The 18,265-nt window shown below is 70.1% G+C and carries 18 protein-coding genes and 1 riboswitch; of the genes, 12 read left to right on the forward strand and 6 right to left on the reverse strand.

The window, feature by feature from the left end; genetic code table 11:
* The first annotated feature begins 18 nt into the window (after positions 1-18).
* The 5 genes from AC07XP_RS10970 (at position 19) to AC07XP_RS10990 (ending at position 5,640) form a co-directional block, all read left to right on the forward strand.
* Positions 19-687 (forward strand): GntR family transcriptional regulator, encoded by a 669-nt coding sequence (locus AC07XP_RS10970; protein WP_095947770.1) that lies wholly within the window; start codon positions 19-21, stop codon positions 685-687.
* Between the two features lie 40 nt (positions 688-727).
* A complete protein-coding gene (locus AC07XP_RS10975; RefSeq protein ID WP_354343545.1) occupies positions 728-2,194 on the forward strand; it encodes a malonyl-CoA decarboxylase in 1,467 nt (488 codons plus the stop codon).
* 93 nt (positions 2,195-2,287) lie between these two features.
* A complete protein-coding gene (locus AC07XP_RS10980) occupies positions 2,288-3,277 on the forward strand; it encodes a Bug family tripartite tricarboxylate transporter substrate binding protein (RefSeq protein WP_062480542.1) in 990 nt (329 codons plus the stop codon).
* A complete protein-coding gene (locus tag AC07XP_RS10985; protein ID WP_495264651.1) occupies positions 3,274-4,056 on the forward strand; it encodes an enoyl-CoA hydratase/isomerase family protein in 783 nt (260 codons plus the stop codon). The genes AC07XP_RS10980 and AC07XP_RS10985 overlap by 4 nt, the downstream gene beginning before the upstream one ends.
* Positions 4,057-4,074: 18 nt before the next feature.
* Positions 4,075-5,640 carry a malonate--CoA ligase gene (locus tag AC07XP_RS10990; RefSeq protein WP_495264652.1) on the forward strand — a complete coding sequence of 522 codons (1,566 nt, stop codon included), beginning with the start codon at positions 4,075-4,077 and terminating at the stop codon, positions 5,638-5,640.
* Between the two features lie 21 nt (positions 5,641-5,661).
* On the opposite strand, the gene AC07XP_RS10995 is transcribed toward AC07XP_RS10990, so the two are convergent.
* Positions 5,662-6,726 (reverse strand): phenylacetaldoxime dehydratase family protein, encoded by a 1,065-nt coding sequence (locus AC07XP_RS10995; RefSeq protein ID WP_495264653.1) that lies wholly within the window; start codon positions 6,724-6,726, stop codon positions 5,662-5,664.
* A 20-nt stretch (positions 6,727-6,746) separates the two neighbouring features.
* Entirely contained in the window at positions 6,747-7,751 is a 1,005-nt protein-coding gene (locus AC07XP_RS11000) for a carbon-nitrogen hydrolase family protein (protein ID WP_495264654.1), read from the reverse strand.
* 179 nt (positions 7,752-7,930) lie between these two features.
* Here AC07XP_RS11000 and AC07XP_RS11005 point away from each other — a divergent pair, with 179 nt between their 5' ends.
* Positions 7,931-8,896, forward strand: coding sequence for an AraC-like ligand-binding domain-containing protein (locus AC07XP_RS11005; RefSeq protein ID WP_495264655.1), 966 nt, complete (start codon positions 7,931-7,933; stop codon positions 8,894-8,896).
* A 45-nt stretch (positions 8,897-8,941) separates the two neighbouring features.
* On the opposite strand, the gene AC07XP_RS11010 is transcribed toward AC07XP_RS11005, so the two are convergent.
* From AC07XP_RS11010 to AC07XP_RS11025, 4 genes are all read right to left on the reverse strand, one after another.
* Positions 8,942-9,367 (reverse strand): universal stress protein, encoded by a 426-nt coding sequence (locus tag AC07XP_RS11010; RefSeq protein WP_390344227.1) that lies wholly within the window; start codon positions 9,365-9,367, stop codon positions 8,942-8,944.
* Positions 9,368-9,440: 73 nt separating this feature from the next.
* Complete coding sequence (locus tag AC07XP_RS11015) at positions 9,441-10,268, reverse strand: sulfite exporter TauE/SafE family protein (protein WP_062480530.1); 828 nt, start codon at positions 10,266-10,268, stop codon at positions 9,441-9,443.
* Between the two features lie 292 nt (positions 10,269-10,560).
* A complete protein-coding gene (locus AC07XP_RS11020) occupies positions 10,561-10,896 on the reverse strand; it encodes a cell division protein ZapA (RefSeq protein WP_062480529.1) in 336 nt (111 codons plus the stop codon).
* Entirely contained in the window at positions 10,893-11,120 is a 228-nt protein-coding gene (locus AC07XP_RS11025; protein ID WP_056581479.1) for a hypothetical protein, read from the reverse strand. Before AC07XP_RS11025 ends, AC07XP_RS11020 begins: the two co-directional genes overlap by 4 nt.
* 133 nt (positions 11,121-11,253) lie before the next feature.
* A riboswitch (cobalamin riboswitch) is annotated at positions 11,254-11,493 on the forward strand.
* Positions 11,494-11,565: 72 nt separating this feature from the next.
* Between AC07XP_RS11025 and AC07XP_RS11030 the strand changes: the two genes are divergently transcribed.
* From AC07XP_RS11030 to AC07XP_RS11055, 6 genes are read left to right on the forward strand one after another with little or no spacing between them, the layout of a single operon-like run.
* Positions 11,566-13,518, forward strand: a complete 1,953-nt coding sequence (locus AC07XP_RS11030) for a TonB-dependent receptor domain-containing protein (RefSeq protein ID WP_495264656.1) — start codon at positions 11,566-11,568, stop codon at positions 13,516-13,518.
* Positions 13,503-14,900 carry a cobyrinic acid a,c-diamide synthase CobB gene (locus AC07XP_RS11035; RefSeq protein ID WP_495264657.1) on the forward strand — a complete coding sequence of 466 codons (1,398 nt, stop codon included), beginning with the start codon at positions 13,503-13,505 and terminating at the stop codon, positions 14,898-14,900. The genes AC07XP_RS11030 and AC07XP_RS11035 overlap by 16 nt, the downstream gene beginning before the upstream one ends.
* Positions 14,887-15,468, forward strand: coding sequence for a bifunctional adenosylcobinamide kinase/adenosylcobinamide-phosphate guanylyltransferase (locus AC07XP_RS11040; RefSeq protein ID WP_495264658.1), 582 nt, complete (start codon positions 14,887-14,889; stop codon positions 15,466-15,468). The genes AC07XP_RS11035 and AC07XP_RS11040 overlap by 14 nt, the downstream gene beginning before the upstream one ends.
* An 11-nt stretch (positions 15,469-15,479) precedes the next feature.
* Complete coding sequence (locus AC07XP_RS11045) at positions 15,480-16,346, forward strand: ABC transporter substrate-binding protein (protein WP_495264661.1); 867 nt, start codon at positions 15,480-15,482, stop codon at positions 16,344-16,346.
* A gap of 5 nt (positions 16,347-16,351) precedes the next feature.
* Complete coding sequence (locus tag AC07XP_RS11050) at positions 16,352-17,362, forward strand: FecCD family ABC transporter permease (protein ID WP_369647212.1); 1,011 nt, start codon at positions 16,352-16,354, stop codon at positions 17,360-17,362.
* Positions 17,359-18,141: an ABC transporter ATP-binding protein gene (locus AC07XP_RS11055; RefSeq protein WP_495264659.1), complete on the forward strand. Its 783-nt coding sequence runs from the start codon at positions 17,359-17,361 to the stop codon at positions 18,139-18,141. The genes AC07XP_RS11050 and AC07XP_RS11055 overlap by 4 nt, the downstream gene beginning before the upstream one ends.
* The last annotated feature ends 124 nt before the right edge of the window (positions 18,142-18,265 follow it).

Genomic DNA, 18,265 nt, shown 5'->3' on the forward strand with positions numbered 1-18,265 from the left:
TTTCCGAGTCTTCAACGCATGCGCCTGGTTCCCAATTCCCTCCACGACGAAGTCGCCGCCACGCTGCGTGAGCAGATCTTCGACGGCACGCTGGCACCCGGCAGCTTCGTGGACGAGGTGGCCCTGTGCGAGCGACTGTCGATCTCGCGCACGCCGCTGCGCGAGGCGCTGAAGGTGCTCACCGCCGAAGGCCTGCTGCGCCACGAGCCGCGCCGCGGCTGCTTCGTGAACGAAGTGACCGAGCGCGACCTCGACGAGATCTTTCCGGTGATCGCGCTGCTAGAAGGGCGCTGCGCCTACGAAGCCGCGCGCAACGCCAGCGACGCCGAGCTGAACGAGCTCGACGCGCTGCACGAGCGCCTGGTGCGCCACGCCAAGGCGCGGCGCATCAACGACTACTACGCCACCAACCACATCATTCACGAGGCGATCATCAAGCTCGCCGACAACAAGTGGCTGGCCCAGGTGATCGGCGACCTGCGCAAGATACTGAAGCTGGCGCGGCTGCAGCAGCTGCACGCGCCGGGGCGGCTCGACCAGAGCCTGTCGGAGCACCTGGCCGTGTTCGCCGCGCTCAAGGCGCGCGACAGCGAAGGCGCCGACGCCGCCATGCGCACCCACATGACGCGCCAGCGCGAGGCGCTGCGCGAAGTCATGCAACAGCAGAAATCCCGGGTGATGCCGTGACAGGCACCACCCATCCAGCCAACGGCACAGGAGCAGATCGATGAGTGCGACCGAGTGGTTCCAGGCGCGCCTGCGCATGGGCGAATCGTCCAAGGTTCCCGTGGCGAGCAACGGCGCCACGAAAGGCCCGGCCCGTCACACGCCCAAGCCCAGCGCCCGCACCACCGCCGAGCGGCTGCAGGCCACGCTGCGCAAGGCCGACGAGGCGCTGTCGCCGCGCACGCTGCGCCGCGTGCTGGCCGAACTGCAGGCCGTGATCGATCCGCGCGTGAGCGAGGTCGAGGGCGGCCGCCGCGCCCATGCCATCGCGCAGGCCTACGCCGGCGCCTCGCCCGAAGAGCGCCGCGACTACTGGGCGCTCATGAGCGAGCATTTCGCCGCCGACGCGGGCAAGCTCAAGAGCGCGCGCGACCAGCACCAGAGCGCCGTCGGCACGCCCGACGAAGGGCAGGCCGAGCTGCGCCTGCGCCGCGCGCTGGTGTCGCCACGCATGCGGCTGCTGCAGCGTTTCGCGGTCGAGCCCGGCGGCATGCGCTTTTTGGTCGACCTGCGCGCCGACCTGCTGCCGTGCCTGAAGTCCGACAAGCGACTGCTCGCGCTCGAGGCCGAGCTGGAGCACCTGTTTTCCACCTGGTTCGACGTGGCTTTTCTCGAGCTGCGCCGCATCGACTGGAACTCGCCGGCCTCGCTGATCGAGAAGCTCATCCGCTACGAGGCGGTGCACGACATCAAGAGCTGGTCCGACGTGAAGAACCGCCTGGACGACAGCGACCGCCGCTGCTACGGCTTCTTCCATCCGCGCCTGCCGAACGAGCCGCTCATCTTCGTCGAGGTGGCGCTGGTCGACCGCATCAGCGAAGGCATCATGCCGCTGCTCGACGAGGCCGCCGTGCCGGTGCAGCCGGCCAAGGCAACCACCGCGATCTTCTATTCGATCAGCAACACGCAGACCGGCCTGCGCGGCGTGAGCTTCGGCGACTCGCTCATCAAGCGCGTGGTCGAGACCCTGCAGGACGAACTGCCGCGCCTGAAGACCTTCGCCACGCTGTCGCCCATTCCGGGCCTGCGCGCGTGGCTCGCCAAGAACGCCGGCGAACTGCTGCCGCGCCTGGACGAGAAGCGCGAAGCCGAACTCGGCCGCCTCGTCGGCTCGGTGCCGCCCACAGCCGAGCGTTTGCTGGCCGCGGTCGATGCGGCGGCAGAACTCGACGCGAAATCGCCGCTGCGCCAGTGGCTGCTGCAGGTCACGGCCGAGTACCTGGGCCGCACGCTGGTCGACGGCACGCCGGCCGACCCGGTCGCGCGCTTCCACCTGGGCAACGGCGCGCGCGTCGAGCGGCTCAACTGGGCCGGCGACCCGTCGGCCAAGGGGCTCAAGCAGTCGTACGGCCTCATGGTCAACTACCTGTACGACCTCAAGCGCCTGGACCGGCATCGCGCCTGGCTGGCCGAAGGCAAGATCGCGGTTTCGGGAGACATCGAAGGCCTGTTCCTCAAAAAAGGCTGAGTCCGTTCGCTTTGCCGCGGCAGCGCTGCGGCCCGCACCTTGACCGCCGGAGGGCGGCAACATCTACAACGACGACGACAGGAGACGAGACAGATGACGCAACAGAGTTTTCAACGACGCGATGTGCTGCGCGTCGCCGCAGCAGCCGGGGCCGTGGCCCTGTGCGGTGGCGCACGTGCCCAGGGCTGGCCGACCAAGCCCGTGACCATGGTGGTGCCGTTCCCGGCCGGCGGAGGCACCGACGCCTTCGCGCGCCCGCTGTCGGCCCAGTTCTCCCGCGCGGCGGGCCAGACGCTGGTCATCGACAACCGCGGCGGCGCGGGCGGCACCGTGGGTGCGAGCATCGCGGCCAAGCTGCCGGCCGACGGCTACTCGCTCTTCATGGGCGCCGTGCACCACGCGATCGCGCCGTCGATCTACCCCAAGCTCGACTACGACCTCGAGAAAGACTTCGTGCCCCTGATGCTGCTGGCCAACGTGCCGCAGGTGGTGGTGGTCAACCCCAAGCGGGTGCAGGCCGCGACCATCCAGGAGCTCATTGCCACCGCCAAGCGCAACCCCGGCAAGCTCAACTACGGCTCGGCCGGCTCGGGCACCTCGCACCACCTGGCGGGCGAGCTGTTCAAGCTGCAGACCGGTACCTTCATCACCCACATCCCGTACCGCGGCGCGGGCCCGGCGCTGTCCGACCTGATCGCGGGCAACGTCGACCTGATGTTCGACGGCCTGGGTTCCTCCGCGCAGCACATCAAGGGCGGCCGCATCAAGGCGCTCATGGTGGCCGGCGCCAAGCGCAACCCCGCGTTCCCCGACGTGCCCTGCGCCGCCGAAGTCGGGCTGCCCGACTACACCGTCACCACCTGGTACGGCCTGTGGGCGCCCAAGGGCACGCCGGCCGAAGCGCAGACGCAGATCATCGACACGATGAAGAAGGCGCTGGGCACCGACGAGCTGAAGGCCATCTGGGCCCAGAACGGCTCCGAGATCCCGAACGTCACGAACGCCGCCTACGGCCGCTTCGTCAACGCCGAGATCAAGCGATGGGCGACCGTCGTGAAGGCCTCGGGCGCCAAGCTCGAATGACCGAGCGGCAGGTCTCGCTGCGCCGCGAAGGCGCCGTGGCGCTCGTCACGCTGTCGAACCCGGGGCGTCTCAATGCCATGACGCGCGCCATGTGGCGCGCGTTGCGCGCGGTGTTCGACGGCCTGCACAGTGACACTGCGCTGCGCTGCGTCGTCGTGCGCGGGGAGGGCGGTGCCTTCTGCGCGGGCGGCGACATCTCCGAGTACCCCTCGTTCCGTTTCGAGGAAACGAGCCTGCGCGAGTTTCACGAGAACGAAGTCTGGGCCGCGCTGCAGGCGATGCTCGACTGCCCGCTGCCGCTGGTGGCCCAGATCGAAGGCGCCTGCATGGGCGCCGGCGTCGAGATCGCCAGCTGCTGCGACATCCGCCTGGCCGGCGCGTCGGCGAAGTTCGGTGCGCCCATCGCGAAGCTGGGCTTTCCGATGGCGCCGCGCGAAGCCGCGCTGGTGCATGGCGCCATCGGCGACGTGCTGGCGCGCGACATGCTGCTGGCCGCCGGCGTGCATGGCGCGCAGCGGCTGTACGACGCGGGCTTTCTGCTGCATGTGCTGCCCGACGCCGAGGTGCCGGCCGCCGCGCAGGCGCATGCGGCGCGCATTGCCGCGCTGTCGCCGCAGGCCGCGCGCCTGCACAAGGCCACCTTCACCGCACTCAAGAGCGGCGGTGCGGCGGCGCAGCAGCTGCTGGCCACCGCGTACGACTACGCCGACAGTGCCGAGCACCGCGAAGGCATCGACGCCTTCCTGGCCAAGCGCCCTGCGAATTTCCAAGCTTCCTGAGCCTGCCGTTCGACGACGATGACGAAGAAGATGATGATGAAGAAGACGAAGTCCTCCCCCAACGCCAACCTGTTCGCCGCCTTGCGCGCCGCCTTTCCCGCCGACCTCGATGCCATCGCGGTCGAGACCGACAACGGCCTGCACTATTCGTGGCGCGACCTCGACCGCGCCAGCGCGATGATCGCCAACCTGCTCGACGGCCTGAAGCTCGAGAAGGGCGCGCGCGTCGCCGTGCAGGTCGAGAAATCGGTCGAAGCCATGCTGCTGTACCTCGCGACCCTGCGCGCGGGCTACGTGTTCTTGCCGCTCAACACGGCCTACCAGAGCGCCGAGATCGAGTACTTCATCGGAAACGCCGAGCCCGCCGTGGTCGTGTGCACCGGCCGCAACGCGGCCTGGGTGCGCCCCATCGCCGAGGCGGCCGGCACGCGCCATGTGTTCACGCTGGACGACGACCGCACCGGCACGCTGCTTGACGCGGCGGCGCGTTGCAGCGACCGCCACACCGTCGCAATCAAGAAGCCCGACGACCTCGCCGCCATCCTGTACACCAGCGGCACCACCGGCCGCAGCAAGGGCGCGATGCTCACGCACCGCAACCTGCTGTCGAACGCCGAAGTGCTCAAGGACTACTGGGGCTGGACGAAGGGCGACGTGCTGATTCACGCGCTGCCGATCTTCCACGTGCACGGCCTGTTCGTGGCGCTGCACGGTGCGCTGCTCAACGGCAGCAAGATCCTGTGGTTCTCGAAGTTCGACCCCAAGCGCATCGTCGCCAAGCTGCCCGAAGCCACCGTGTTCATGGGCGTGCCCACGCTCTACGTGCGCCTGCTGGCTGAGCCGGGCCTCACGCGCGAGGCGGTGCGCACCATGCGCCTGTTCGTCGCGGGCTCGGCGCCGCTGCTCATCGAGACCTTCGACGAATGGCGCGAGCGCACCGGCCACACCATCCTCGAACGCTACGGCATGAGCGAGACCGCCATGCTCACGTCCAACCCGTACGACGCTGCGAAGGGCGAGCGCCGCGGCGGCACCGTCGGCTTCGCGCTGCCCGGCGTGCAGCTGCGCGTGCGCGACGACGAGGGCAAGGACCTGCCGGTCGACGAAATCGGCGGCATCCAGGTCAAGGGCCCCAACGTGTTCGCCGGCTACTGGCGCATGCCCGAAAAGACGAAGGAAGAGTTCACCTCCGACGGCTTCTTCAAGACCGGCGACGTGGGCAAGATCGATGCGCGCGGCTACATCACCATCGTCGGTCGCAGCAAGGACCTGATCATCAGCGGCGGCTACAACGTCTACCCGGCAGAGATCGAGGGCTACATCAACGAGATGGCCGGCGTGGCCGAAAGCGCCGTCATCGGCGTGCCGCACCCCGACTTCGGCGAGGTGGGCGTGGCCATCGTGATCCCCAAGGGCGGCGCCACGATCGACGCCGACGCCATCGTGGCCGAGCTCAAGGCCAAGCTGGCGAACTTCAAGATCCCCAAGCGCTGCTTCGTCGTGCCGGAGCTGCCGCGCAACACGATGGGCAAGGTGCAGAAGGCGCTGCTGCGCGCGGAGCACAAGGGGCTGTTCGCCGCCTGAGTCCCGCCGCGCGCCCGGGCTTCAGGCGGCGGGCGCGAGCCCGTTCATCAGCCCGCTGCGCGCGTGGCAGTTGATGTATTCGTAGCTTTGCTCGTCGGCCTTCAGCACCGACACCTCGTGGTACAGGCGCAGGCGCAGCTCGAAGTTCAGCGCCTGCACATAGCGCATGAAGCTGCCGAAGATCGCGACGTGTGTCGGGTGCGACTCGGCCCAGCGCTCCATGTCGGCCAGCGAGCGCCAGTAGCTCAGGCCGAAGGACTTCTGCAGCGGCGCGCCGTGCGCGTCGAGGTGGTGCATGAAGCGGCTGCTGTAGCAGCCGATGGGCAGGCCCTGGTCGCGCAGGAAGTCCATGCCTTCGCGCAGCACCGGGGCCATGTCTTCCAGGTAGCGCTGGCGTTCCTGGCCGGTGGTCTCGGTCCATTCCTGGCCCGAACGGATCATCGCGAGGTGCGTGTGGCCCGCGATGCGCACGCGCTGGCCCGGTGCCGGCGTGCCGGCGATCACCGCGCGCGTGCCCGAAGGCGCGAGCGCGTCTGCCTGCGCGAGCGGGAGTCGATCGCGCATCGACCCCCAGTAGCCGTGCTCCTGCAGTTCGCCGCTCACACCGCCCATCACCACGCCGATGCCCTCGAGGCGGTCGGGCGTGCTGAACAGGGTCTCGAAGTGCGCAGCACGCGGGGATGCGATTTCGCGGAAGTAGCCGAGGCCTTCATGCAAGCGCTCGTCGGCGTTCCACCAGGCCTCGATGGCGGGCGTGGCACACCAGCGCGCGAACGCCGCCGCATCGTGCCAGTAGGCGATGGCGATCATGTTGTCGCAGCCGTCGGCGTCGACGCAATGGGCCAGGTCGTGGTGACCGGGGCCGTCGGGCAAGGCGAAGTCGCGGGCGATCTTCAGGAGCGCGGCGCAGGCCCGGCCCTGCATCGCCGGGCCGCGCGACTGCACGCCGAAGTAGCCCATCACGACCTGGGTCGTCGCCGCGGGCGCGCGCGCCGACCAGCCGGGGTAGGGCGGGGTGTGGTCGTCTGCCACGCGGCGCTCGTGGGTGCGCGGGCAGCGCAGGTGCTCGGGGATGGCCGATTCCATGGTGCGGCTCCGTGGTTGGCTCAGGCCACGACCGGCTCGGGCACGCTGCCCTCGGGCTCCGGCGTGAGCTGCACCACCACGGGCGTGCGCCGCGTCTTGTTCAGCAGCAGCTGCGTGACGTCGGGCCGCGAATAGTGGCCACTCGGATCGGCCGCCGCCTTGGCGAGCGCGATCATGCCGAGGTCGATGTCGGCGATCACCAGGCCTTCGGCGTCTTCGGCCAGCGGCGTGCCCAGTGGCGAACCGTCCGGGCCGTAGATGCGCGCATGCCCGCCGCCGACGCCCAGCATCTGCCGCTTGCCGTCGTCGGTGCACATCAGCTCGCTCATCGCCTTCGACACCGTGGCGCAGGGCGCGATGACGAAGCAGCCGCCCTCGACCGCATACACCTGGCTCGCGGCGTTGTTGACCTCGTGGCCCAGCGCGTAGGCCGCGCCGCGGTAGAGCGAAAAGCTCGGCCATGCACCGCAGTGGATCTGCTCGTTCTGCGCGTACATCGCGTACTTGCTCAGCGGCTGCAGGTGTTCCCAGCAGCACAGCGAGCCGATGTTGCCCAGCGGCGTCTCGACCACGTGCAGGTCGGCGCCGTCGCCTTCGCCGAACACGGTGCGTTCCACGTGCGTGGGCTTGAGCTTGCGGCGTGTCTGCACGGTGCGGCCCTGGTCGTCGATCAGCGCCTGCGCGATGTAGAGGCTGCCCGCCGCTTTCTCGCTGTAGCCGAGCGAGAGCCAGATCCTGTGCTGGCGTGCCGCCGCCTGCAGGCGTTCGAACTCGGGCGAGCCGATGACCAGCGAGTTGTCGTGGTAGCGCTGCACGAACTGCATGCCCCAGGCCGGCGAATCGAGCCAGACCCACCACGGGTAGCCCGGCACCCAGGTCTCGGGAAAGGCGATGAGCTGCACGCCCTGTTTCGCGGCCTGCGCCATGAGGTCGATGGTCTTGTCGATGGTGGCGTCGAGGTCGAGGAACACAGGCGCGGCCTGCACGGCGGCGACGCGGAGCTTGGGGTGGACGGTGGTCGGCATGGGGTGTTCTCCAGGGGGCAATGAACGTAACGAAATCCCCACTGTGCGCACCGGGTTTGCGCGGTGGCATGCGGGTTGCATGAAGCGTAAATTCGCGCCGCCGGAACGCCTTGACCCGGATTGGCGGCGTTCTTGTTCCAGCGTTGCATGTGCCTTGCGAAGGCCTTCCGAGGACCCCGATGACCCCCTTGCTCAGCACCGATGCCGTCCCGCGCGACCAGCGGCTCGCGTACTGGACCGACATGATCTGCAATGTCTACGTGCAGCTCGAGTGCGACGCGGTGCGCACCGGCGACGGCGGCGATTTCGAGGGCAGCATCCGCCAGCACGCGCTACCCGGCCTCGGCATGTCGGTCGTGACCTCGCGGGCGCAGAAGGTGATGCGCACGCCGGGCCACATCGCGGCATCGAGCGACGACTGTTTTCTCGTGAGCATCCAGGCGCGCGGGCAGGGCGTGGTGCGCCAGGACGGGCGCGACGCCGTGCTCGGTGCCGGCGACTTCGCGCTGTACGACAGCACGCGGCCTTACCAGCTGCTGTTCGACCGGCCCTTCGAGCAGATCGTGCTCAAGCTGCCTGGCGAGCGGCTGCGCAGCGAACTGCGCGACACCGAGGCGCTCACGGCCACCACCGTGTCGGGGCGCGAGGGCGCGGGGCACCTGCTGCTGGGCATGATCCGCACGCTGCGCGAGGACTTCGACGCGCTGCAGCCGGCCTCGGCGCTGGCGGTGGCCCATGGCGTGCAGAACATCCTCGTGGCCGGCCTGCAGACGTTGCCTGCGGCGCACGCACCGGCGCTCAGCAAGCTCACGGCGTACCACCTCGCGCGCGTGAAGCAGCGCATCGACGAGCAGCTGGCCGATCCGACGCTGTCGGTGGGCACGCTGGCGGCGCAGCTGGGCATGTCGGTGAGCCACATCCACCGCGTGTTCAAGAGCGAGCCGCTGACGCCCTCGCAGTACATCTGGGAGCGCCGACTCGACGCATGCAGCCGCGACCTGCTGGAGCCGCGCTTGGCAGGGCGGCCCGTGGGGGAGATCGCGTACGGGAGGGGGTTCAACGACGCGGCGCATTTCAGCCGCGCGTTTCGCGAGCGCTTCGGATGTTCGCCGCGCGAATGGCGGCAGCAGCGCTCGCCGCAATGACCGCGGCCCCGGCGCAGCGGCCGTCGCCGGGGTGACCGGGGCTGCTTACTGAACCAGCAGCACCGAGATGTCGGTTTCGGCCACGACCTTGGTCGCGACCGAGCCCATCAGCGCGCGGCCCAGGATGCCGTGGCCGTGCGTGCCCAGCACGATCAGCTCGGCCTTCGATTCGGTGGCCGACTTGAGGATTTCCTCGGCCGCGTGGCCGTGGCGCGCGTCGGCGGTGAAGTTGGCCACGCCTTTCTCGGCGAACCAGGCCTTCACCGGGTCGAGCACCTTGGCGTTTTCCTCGGCGTAGTACTCGGTGACGATTTCCTTGCTCAGGTGGCGCGCCACGTGGCCGGAGATGCCGGTGCAGACATTGACCACCACCAGCTCATGGCCGTCCACGAACATGGTGCGGTTGGCGAGCAGGTAATTGAGGGCCTTTTGCGTGTAGGCGCTGCCGTCGACTGCAATGAGGATTTTCATGGCTTTCCTTCTACGACTGTGAACAAGTGCCGCATAGGATGGCACAGGAAAGCCACGGGGTGTTTGATATGCCTCAGCCCCGCAGGCCCTTCCAGAGCATGTAGGCGGCCAGCAGGTAGAGGATGCTCGCGAACACGCGCTTGAGCTTCTTCACCGGCAGGCTGTGCGCGGCCCTGGCGCCCAGCGGCGCGGTGAACACGCTGCAGGCCGCGATCACCACGAGCGCGGGCAGCCAGATGTAGCCGAAGGCGCCGGCCGGCAGGCCCTGCACCGACTGCCCGCTGAGCACATAGCCCAGCACGTTGGCCACCGCAATGGGAAAGCCCAGCGCCGCACTGGTCGCCACCGCGTTGTGGATCGCCACGTTGCACCACGTCATGAACGGCACGCTGATGAAGCCGCCGCCCGCGCCCACCAGGCCCGAGATGAAGCCGATGGTGCCGCCCGCCGCGAGCTGGCCGCCGGTGCCGGGCATCTGGCGCGTGGGCTTGGGCTTCTTGTCGAGGAACATCTGCGTGGCCGAGAAGCCCACGAACAGCGCGAAGAAGATGGCCAGCGCCGTGCCCTTGAGCAGCGCGAACACGCCCAGGCTGCCCGCAAGGCTGCCGATGACGATGCCGGGGGCCAGGCGCTGCACGATGTCCCAGCGCACCGCGCCGCGCTTGTGGTGCGCGCGCACGCTGGACACCGACGTGAAGATGATCGTCGCCATCGAGGTCGCGATCGCCATCTTCACCGCCAGGTCGGCCGGCACGCCGCGCTGGCCCATGATGATCGTGATGAACGGCACCATCAGCATGCCGCCGCCGATGCCCAGCAGGCCGGCGAGGAAACCGGTGCCCAGGCCGAGCGCGGCGAGTTCGGCGATCAGGAGCGGGTCGAGCAGGGCAGCGAGGTTCACGGGAGGATGGGGAAAGAACGAGCGGCTGAAAAAGCAACGGCCCCGTGCGGTGAAGCAGGGGGCCGTGGCGGGAAAAGGTGTCTGCAGATGGTGTGCCGGACCCGCATCCTGAACCAGGGTTCAGGTGGGCGAGGGCAGCAGGACTTCGGGTTCATCTGACGCGAGATGATCACGCCCGTCAAGCGATGTACCAAGCCCGGCTCCGGAGAGCATTGGAACAAGGAAATATTAAGCCCGACACGTCTGCAGACAAAACGGATTTTACGCCCCGGATGTGCCGGGCCGCGTGCCCTCAGAGCAAATGTCCATCGCCTGCCAGGGCCTGATCGAGTCTCTGAATGAGCTGGGCGGCCTTCGGGTCGGTGTCGGTGGCGGTTTCTTCCGTGCTGCTGGCCGCGACGGGGGCCGGTGCGGCGGCAGCAGCGGCCTGCTGGGCCGCGAGATCGAAAGCCAGGTTCAGCGAGGCGAGCACGGCGATGCGGTCGCGTGCCTTCACCTTGCCTGCGTCGCGGATCTTGCACATGGCCGCGTCCACGCGGTCGACGGCCTCGCGCAGTTGCGCTTCGCCGCCGTCGGGACAGCCGAGCAAATAGCTCTGGCCCATGATCTGTACTTCAATCTGCTTCATGCGTGATGGGAATCTTCGGAAGGGGGTTCGGCCGGCAGCCGTTCGAGCAGGGCATCGAGGCGGGTGCGGGCCGCGGCGAGCCGCGACTTCAGGCCGTCGCGTTCACGCGTGAGCGCATCGACCTGTTCCTGCAGCAGCGCGTTGGTGCGCTGCACCTCTTCGTGACGCACGAGCAGGCGTTCCACACGCTCGGCGATCTGGTCGATGGGGCTGGAGGCGGGCATGGTTGGCGATTGTAGTTTCCCGGGAATTCGGAACATCCGGCGCACCGCGCGGGGCGCGCACCGGACGTGGCCGAGATTCTGGGGCCTGCGCCGCCTGCGATCAAACCCGGTGTGGTGCGTCCGCCCCGTGGGCCTAAAATCTCGCCCGTTGGTGCTCGCGGCGTGGTTCGCACGGCGCAGTTCAACGGGAAGCAGGAGTGGACGCCCCCCGGGGCCGAAGCCGCCTGCGCTGCCCCCGCAACGGTCAAGCAGACGACGCCGCAACGCGTCACCCCTTTCCATCCAGCCACTGGGCGCCCTGAAACAGGTGCCTGGGAAGGCGGCAAAGGGTCGATCTGCCAGCCCGGATACCGGCCAACAAGGCGGCTGCCGCATCGGCAGCCATGACGCCCATGGCGCCGGCGGGGAAGCCGGCCAGGGCATAGAAGTTCGTTCGGTTCACCCCATGATTTCCTGTGTTTCCCTCTTCAGCGGCCGCGCCAGCGTGCGCCGCAACCGTCCCGCGTGCCTGCCGCTGACGATCGCCCTGGCCTCGGCCTTCGGCGGCCTGGCCCTGGTGCCGCTGGCCGCGCAGGCGCAAGTTGCAGCGGCAGCACCTGGCACGCTCGACGAGACCGTCGTCACCGCCAACCGCACGCCGCAGGCGCTGTCGGACCTGGTGGGCGATGTCTCCATCGTCGACCGCAAGACCATCGAACGCAGCGGCGCCACCGGCGTGGCCGACGTGCTGGCGCGCCTGCCGGGCATGGAGATCTCGCGCAGCGGCGGCGTGGGCAACGCCACCAGCGTGTTCATCCGCGGCGCCGAATCGCGCTTCACTGCGGTCTACCTCGATGGCGTGCGCATCGATTCGCAATCGACCGGCGGCGCCGGTTGGGAAGGCATTCCGCTCGCGCAGATCGACCGCATCGAAGTGCTGCGCGGCCCGGCCGCCGCGGTGTACGGCTCGGACGCCGTGGGCGGCGTGATCCAGCTCTTCACCAAGCGCGGCGAGGAGGGCGTGTCGCCCTACGCCGGCATCGGCTTCGGCAGCCACGGCCTGCGCCGGATCGAAGGCGGCGTGAGCGGCAAGTCGGGCCTGCTCGACTACTCGTTCGGCGTGGCGCACGAGGAAAGCAAGGGCTTCAACATCCAGCCGATCGCCAAGCGCACGCCCTCGAAGGACGGCTTCACCAACCCCGACCGCGATGGCTACCGCAGCACCTCGGGCAACCTGAAGCTGGGTTTCCAGATCACGCCCGACCAGCGCATCGACGCCACCTTGCTCACCAGCAACACCGAGGCGGCCTACGACCCGTCGGTGAGCTTTCGCACCAGGCCGCCGATCACCTTCCGCAACGACGTGTCGACCAACGAACTGCGCACCGCCGGCCTGACCTGGTCGGCCAAGTGGAACGACATCTACAGCACCCGCCTGCAGGTGACCGATTCGCAGACCGTCTACAAGACCCAGCCCTCGTTCTATCGCACCGAGACCCGCCTGCGCGGCTACCTGTTCCAGAACGAATTCCGCTTCGGCGCGCACCTGGTGACCGCCACGCTCGAGCGCCGCGAGGACGCGCTCGAAAACGCGCCGACCACCTCGGCCAAGCTGTTCTCGCGCGACCGCTCGCAGAACGCCGCCGCATTGGGCTACGGCTACGTGAAGGGCCCGCACTCGCTGCAGCTGCACGTGCGCCACGACGACGACAGCGAGTTCGGCGGCAAGACCACCGGCAGCGCCGCCTACGGCTACGCGATCACGCCGAGCCTGCGCGCCACCGTGTCGGCCGGCACCGCGTTCCGCGCGCCCACGCTGTACCAGCGCTTCAGCGAGTACGGCCTGGCGAGCCTGCAGCCCGAATCGAGCCGCAACGTCGAACTGGGCCTGCAGTACACGGCCGGCGCCACGCAGGCCGGCATCGTGCTGTACCGCAACCGCGTGCAGAACCTGATCGTGTTCGACGGCAGCGCCAAGGGCTGCCAGTCGTCGTTCGGCTGCTACGCCAGCACGGCGCGCGCACGCTACCAGGGCGTGACGCTCACGGGCGGCCACCGCATCGGCGACGTCACGCTGCGCGCCTCGCTCGACTACCAGGACCCGCGCGACCTCGCCACCGACCACCTGCTGGCACGCCGCGCGCGGGCCCACGGCACGCTGGGCGCCGACTGGCGCATCGCCGGCTGGACGCTGGGCGCCGAGCTCCAAAGCTCGGGCAAGCGCTACGACGACGCGGCCAACACCGTCAAGCTCGGCGGCTACACGCTGCTCAACCTGTCGGCCAGCACGCAGATCACGCGCGACCTGAACCTGGTGGCGCGCGTGGACAATGTGGGCGACAAGGACTACCAGTTCGCACGGCTCTACGCCACCGGGGGCCGCACCGCGTACGTCGGACTCAAGTGGACTCCGCAGTAAACACCCGCCGCCCTTTGCCCGGCGCAGCCGTCACCTGCGCTGCGGTGCTCGTGGCCGCGCCGGCCTCGGGGCAGGGCAAGACCACGGTCGCGGCCGCGCTCGCGCGGCTGCACGTGCGCCAGGGCCGCCGCGTGCGGGCCTTCAAGTGCGGTCCCGACTTTCTCGATCCCCACTGGCTCGCGCTGGCCACCGGCGCGCCGGTGCATTCGCTCGACCTGTGGATGACCGGCGAAGCCGACTGCCGCGCGCGCCTGCATGCCGCAGCGAGCGAGGCCGACCTGGTGATCGTCGAAGGCGTGATGGGCCTGTTCGACGGTACGCCCAGCGCGGCCGAACTGGCCGAGCGCCTTGGCCTGCCGGTGCTGGCCGTGATCGACGCCCAGGCCATGACCGGCACCTTCGGCGCGCTGGCCTACGGCCTGCAGAACTTCCGACCGGGCCTGCCCTGGGCCGGCGTGCTCGCCAACCGCGTGGCCAGCGAGCGCCATGCCGACATGCTGAAAGACGCCTTGCGCGAGCCCGGCGACTGGCTCGGCGCCTTGCCGCGCAGCGCCGATTTCGCGCTGCCCGAACGCCACCTGGGGCTGGTCGGCGCCGCCGAACTCGGCGATGCGATGGTGCGGCTCGATGCCGCGGCCGACGTGCTGGCCGCCACGCCGCTGGGGCAGCGCACGCCCGGGCAGCTGCCGCAGGTGCGCTTCGAGCCCGCGCCGACGGCGCCCGTCGCGTCGCTGCTGGCCGGACGCACCATCGCCATCGCGCGCGACACGGCGTTCTCGTTCATCTACCCGGCCAATCTCGAGGTGCTCGAAGCCCTCGGCGCGCGGCTCGCGTTCTTCTCGCCGCTGGCCGACGAACCGCTGCCGCCCTGCGACGCCGCCTGGCTGCCCGGCGGCTATCCCGAGCTGCATGCGGCCGTGCTGTCGGCCAGCGACCGGTTGCGGCTCTCGCTCGCCAACCACGTCACGGCCGGCAAGCCGATCTGGGCCGAATGCGGCGGCATGATGGCGCTGTTCGACGAACTCGCCACGCGCGACGACGCCGAGCCGACCGACGTGCACCGCCTCTGGGGCGTGCTGCCGGGGCGGGCGGTGATGCAGAAGCGGCTGGCCGGCCTCGGCCCGCAGCAGCTCGACCTGGGCGCGCATGCTCTGCGCGGCCACACCTTCCACTACTCGCGCTGCGAGACGCCGCTCGCGCCCGCTGCGCGCACCGTCGGCACGCGCGGCGGCGAGGCGCTGTACGTGCACGGCCCCGTGCGCGCGAGCTACTTCCATGCGTGGTTCGCGTCCAGCCCGGAAGCGACCGCGCGGCTCTTCAGCGCCATGCCCCTCGAACTCGACAGCCACGCCGCACAGGCGCCCCCCGATGCCCTTCACTGAGCACGAATTCATCCTCGGCGGCCAGAAAAGCGGCAAGTCGCGCCGCGCCGAACAGCGCGCGGCCGACTGGCTGGCGTCCGGGCCCGCATCGCGCCGCGCGGTGCTGATCGCCACCGCACAGGCCCACGACGAAGAGATGCGCGAGCGCATCGCGCGCCACCAGGCCGACCGCGCCGAGCGCGTGCCCGGTCTGCAGACCCTCGAGGAGCCGATCGAGCTGGGCCGCGCCATCGTCACGCAGAGCGCGCCCGACACGCTCGTGGTGGTCGACTGCCTCACGCTGTGGCTCACCAACCTGCTGATGCCGCTGCGCACCGAAGGCGCCGCCGTGGTCACACGCACGCCCTCGGCGCACGCCACGCTGCTGCTCATTGCGCTGCGCGAGGCGCGCGGGCCGGTGGTGCTGGTCGGCAACGAGATCGGCCTGGGCGTGATCCCGCTGGGCCGCGAGACCCGTGCCTTCGTCGACGTGCTCGGCCGGCTGAACCAGGACGTGGCGGCCGCCTGCCACCGCGCGACGCTGATGGTCGCCGGCCTGCCGCTGACGCTGAAGGCGCCCGGCGCATGAGCTTCGATCGCATGAAGACCTGGTTGCGCGCGTCGCTGCTCGGGCTCGCCCTGGTGGTGGGCGCGCAGGCGGCGCAGGCCATCGATGTGGTCGACGAGCGCGGCGTCACCGTGCACCTGGCGCAGCCGCCGCAGCGCATCGTCTCGCTGCTGCCGTCGCTGACCGAAGGCGTCTGCGCGCTCGGCGCCTGCGACCGCCTGATCGGCGTCGACCGCTATTCCAACTCGCCCGCGCAGGTGCGCGCGCTGCCGCAGCTCGGCGGCGGGATCGACCCGAACGTCGAAGCCATCGTCGCGCTCAAGCCCGACGTGGTGCTGCTCGCCAGGTCGTCGCGTGTCACGCAGCGGCTCGAAGCGCTGGGCCTGAAGGTGATCGTGCTCGAACCCAGGAGCCACGCCGACGTGCGCCGCGTGCTGGGCGCGCTCGACCAGGTGCTCGGCACGCACGAGGCGCCCGCCGTGTGGCGCGCCATCGATGCGGCCGTGTCGGCCGCCGCCCAGTCGCTGCCGGCCAGCGCCAAGGGCCTGCGCGTGTACTTCGAGGTCAACACCGGCCCTTACGCGGCAGGCGACTCGTCCTTCATCGGCGAAACGCTCGCGCGGCTGGGCGTGAAGAACATCGTGCCGGCGTCGCTCGGCCCCTTTCCCAAGCTCAACCCCGAGTTCGTGGTGCGCGCGAACCCCGACCTCATCATGGTCAGCGTGCGCAGCGCGATGGGTCTGGAGCAGCGACCCGGCTGGGGCGGCATCCGCGCGGTGCGCGAAGGCCGCGTGTGCCGCTTCGACGCCGAGCAGACCGATGTGGTCGTGCGCCCCGGCCCGCGCATGGACGAGGCCGCGCGCCTGATGGCGCAGTGCCTGGCGGACAAGGGGCGGTGAGCGGCATGCATTCCGCGCACCTGCGTCGCGTGCTGCTGCTCGGTGCCGGCCTGCTGGTGCTGGGCGCGGCGCTGCTGCTCTTCGGCCTGGGCATTGGCAGCACCGGTTTCCAGAGCCTGCTGTCCGCGCGGCACGACCCGGTGGCGCTGCAGATCGTGTGGGACATCCGCTTGCCGCGCACCCTCGGCGCATGGCTGGCGGGCGCGCTGCTCGGGCTTGCGGGCGCGGTGGCGCAGGGCCTGTTCCGCAACCCGCTGGCCGACCCGTACCTGCTGGGCAGCGCCTCGGGCGCGTCGCTCGCCGTGGCGCTGGCGCTGATGCTGTTCGGCGGCTCCGTCACCAGCACGCAATGGGTGATGCGCCTGGGGCTCACCGGCGCGGCCTTCGTCGGCGCGGTGGCCGCGGTGCTGCTCACGCTCACGCTGGCGCGCGGCGTGCAGCAGACCCTGCGGCTGCTGCTGGCGGGCGTGATCGTCGGCGTGGTGCTGGGCGCCGCCAAGGACCTCATCACCATCGCCTCGGCCGACATTCTTCAGGCGTTGCAGGGCTTCGTGCTCGGCAGCACCGGGCTGGTCGGCTGGGCCGCCTGCGCCGTGATGGCGGCGGTCGGCGCGGCCTGCCTGCTGCTGGCCTGGGCGCTCGCGCCGGTGCTCGACGGCCTGGCGCTGGGCGAGGCCACGGCGCGCAGCCTGGGCCTGCCGCTGGGCGCCATGCGCGCCGCGTTGGTGGCGGTGCTGGCACTGGCGACCGGCGCCGCCGTCGCGCAGACCGGCCTCATTGCTTTCGTCGGCCTGGCCGCGCCGCACCTGGTGCGCTCGGTGGTCAAGACCACGCACGCGCGGCTGATCGTGCTGTCGGCGTTGATGGGCGGGCTGCTGCTGATGGCGGCCGACCTGCTGGCGCGCTGGCTGATTGCGCCGCAGGAGCTGCCGGTGGGCGTGCTCACGGCCGTGCTCGGCGGCAGCTACCTGCTGTGGCTGATGCACCGGCGCGGCGCGAAGGGCGGCGGCATATGAGCCGCACCTCATCCGCCGCGCTCGAAGCGCACGGCCTCAGCGCCACGCTTGGGTCGGTCGAGGTGCTGCACGGCATCGACCTGTCGCTCGCGGCCGGCCGCTGGACCAGCATCGTCGGGCCGAACGGTGCCGGCAAGTCGACGCTGTTGAAAGCGCTGGCTGGGTTGCTCGCACACCGCGGCGAAGTGCGGCTTTTCGGCGAGGCGCAGGCTGCCGTGTCGGCCCGCGTGCGCGCCCGGCGCCTGTCATGGCTGGGCCAGAGCGGCACGGGCGAGGGCAGTGCCGACGATTTGATGGTCTACGACGTCGCCATGCTGGGGCGCCTGCCGCATCAACGCTGGCTGGCTGCACCCAGCGAAGCCGATCGCGATGCGGTGGAGCGCGCATTGCGCAGCACCCAGGCCTGGGACTGGCGCGACCGTCCGCTGGGGCAGCTGTCGGGCGGCGAACGCCAACGCGTGCTGCTGGCGCGTGCGCTGGCGGTCGAGGCCGAGCTGCTGCTGATGGACGAGCCGCTGGCCAACCTCGATCCGCCGCATCAGGCCGACTGGATGCAGACGGCGCGCGCACTGGTGGCCCAAGGCCGCACCGTGGTCAGCGTGCTGCACGAACTGCCGATGGCACTGGCCGCGGACGAATTGGTGGTGATGAACCGGGGGCGGGTGGTGCACCACGGTGCTTGCGCCGATCCTGCGACGCATGCTGCGCTCGAACAGGTGTTCGACCACCGGATTCGAGTGCATCGCGTGGCAGATCAATGGATCGCATTGCCGCTATGAAGCCTCGCGCATCGAGTCATTCAGGGCGCGCTCCCGCCGACGGGGCACCTTGCTCCGCGAATGTCCCCCGGCCTGCGGCCTCCTCCTTGATTTCGCTGCGCAAGGCACCCCATCGACGTGAGCG

Source organism: Variovorax sp. GW531-E2 (assembly GCF_059423125.1).

Coding starts and splice junctions, on each gene's coding strand:
- AC07XP_RS10990 (WP_495264652.1), top strand. CDS start 4,075: ATGACGAAGAAGATGATGATGAAGAAGACGAAGTCCTCCCCCAACGCC.
- AC07XP_RS11020 (WP_062480529.1), bottom strand. CDS start 10,896: ATGAAGCAGATTGAAGTACAGATCATGGGCCAGAGCTATTTGCTCGGC.
- AC07XP_RS10995 (WP_495264653.1), bottom strand. CDS start 6,726: ATGGAATCGGCCATCCCCGAGCACCTGCGCTGCCCGCGCACCCACGAG.
- AC07XP_RS11005 (WP_495264655.1), top strand. CDS start 7,931: ATGACCCCCTTGCTCAGCACCGATGCCGTCCCGCGCGACCAGCGGCTC.
- AC07XP_RS10970 (WP_095947770.1), top strand. CDS start 19: ATGCGCCTGGTTCCCAATTCCCTCCACGACGAAGTCGCCGCCACGCTG.
- AC07XP_RS11045 (WP_495264661.1), top strand. CDS start 15,480: ATGAAGACCTGGTTGCGCGCGTCGCTGCTCGGGCTCGCCCTGGTGGTG.
- AC07XP_RS11010 (WP_390344227.1), bottom strand. CDS start 9,367: ATGAAAATCCTCATTGCAGTCGACGGCAGCGCCTACACGCAAAAGGCC.
- AC07XP_RS11050 (WP_369647212.1), top strand. CDS start 16,352: ATGCATTCCGCGCACCTGCGTCGCGTGCTGCTGCTCGGTGCCGGCCTG.
- AC07XP_RS11055 (WP_495264659.1), top strand. CDS start 17,359: ATGAGCCGCACCTCATCCGCCGCGCTCGAAGCGCACGGCCTCAGCGCC.
- AC07XP_RS11030 (WP_495264656.1), top strand. CDS start 11,566: ATGATTTCCTGTGTTTCCCTCTTCAGCGGCCGCGCCAGCGTGCGCCGC.
- AC07XP_RS10980 (WP_062480542.1), top strand. CDS start 2,288: ATGACGCAACAGAGTTTTCAACGACGCGATGTGCTGCGCGTCGCCGCA.
- AC07XP_RS11025 (WP_056581479.1), bottom strand. CDS start 11,120: ATGCCCGCCTCCAGCCCCATCGACCAGATCGCCGAGCGTGTGGAACGC.
- AC07XP_RS11000 (WP_495264654.1), bottom strand. CDS start 7,751: ATGCCGACCACCGTCCACCCCAAGCTCCGCGTCGCCGCCGTGCAGGCC.
- AC07XP_RS10975 (WP_354343545.1), top strand. CDS start 728: ATGAGTGCGACCGAGTGGTTCCAGGCGCGCCTGCGCATGGGCGAATCG.
- AC07XP_RS10985 (WP_495264651.1), top strand. CDS start 3,274: ATGACCGAGCGGCAGGTCTCGCTGCGCCGCGAAGGCGCCGTGGCGCTC.
- AC07XP_RS11040 (WP_495264658.1), top strand. CDS start 14,887: ATGCCCTTCACTGAGCACGAATTCATCCTCGGCGGCCAGAAAAGCGGC.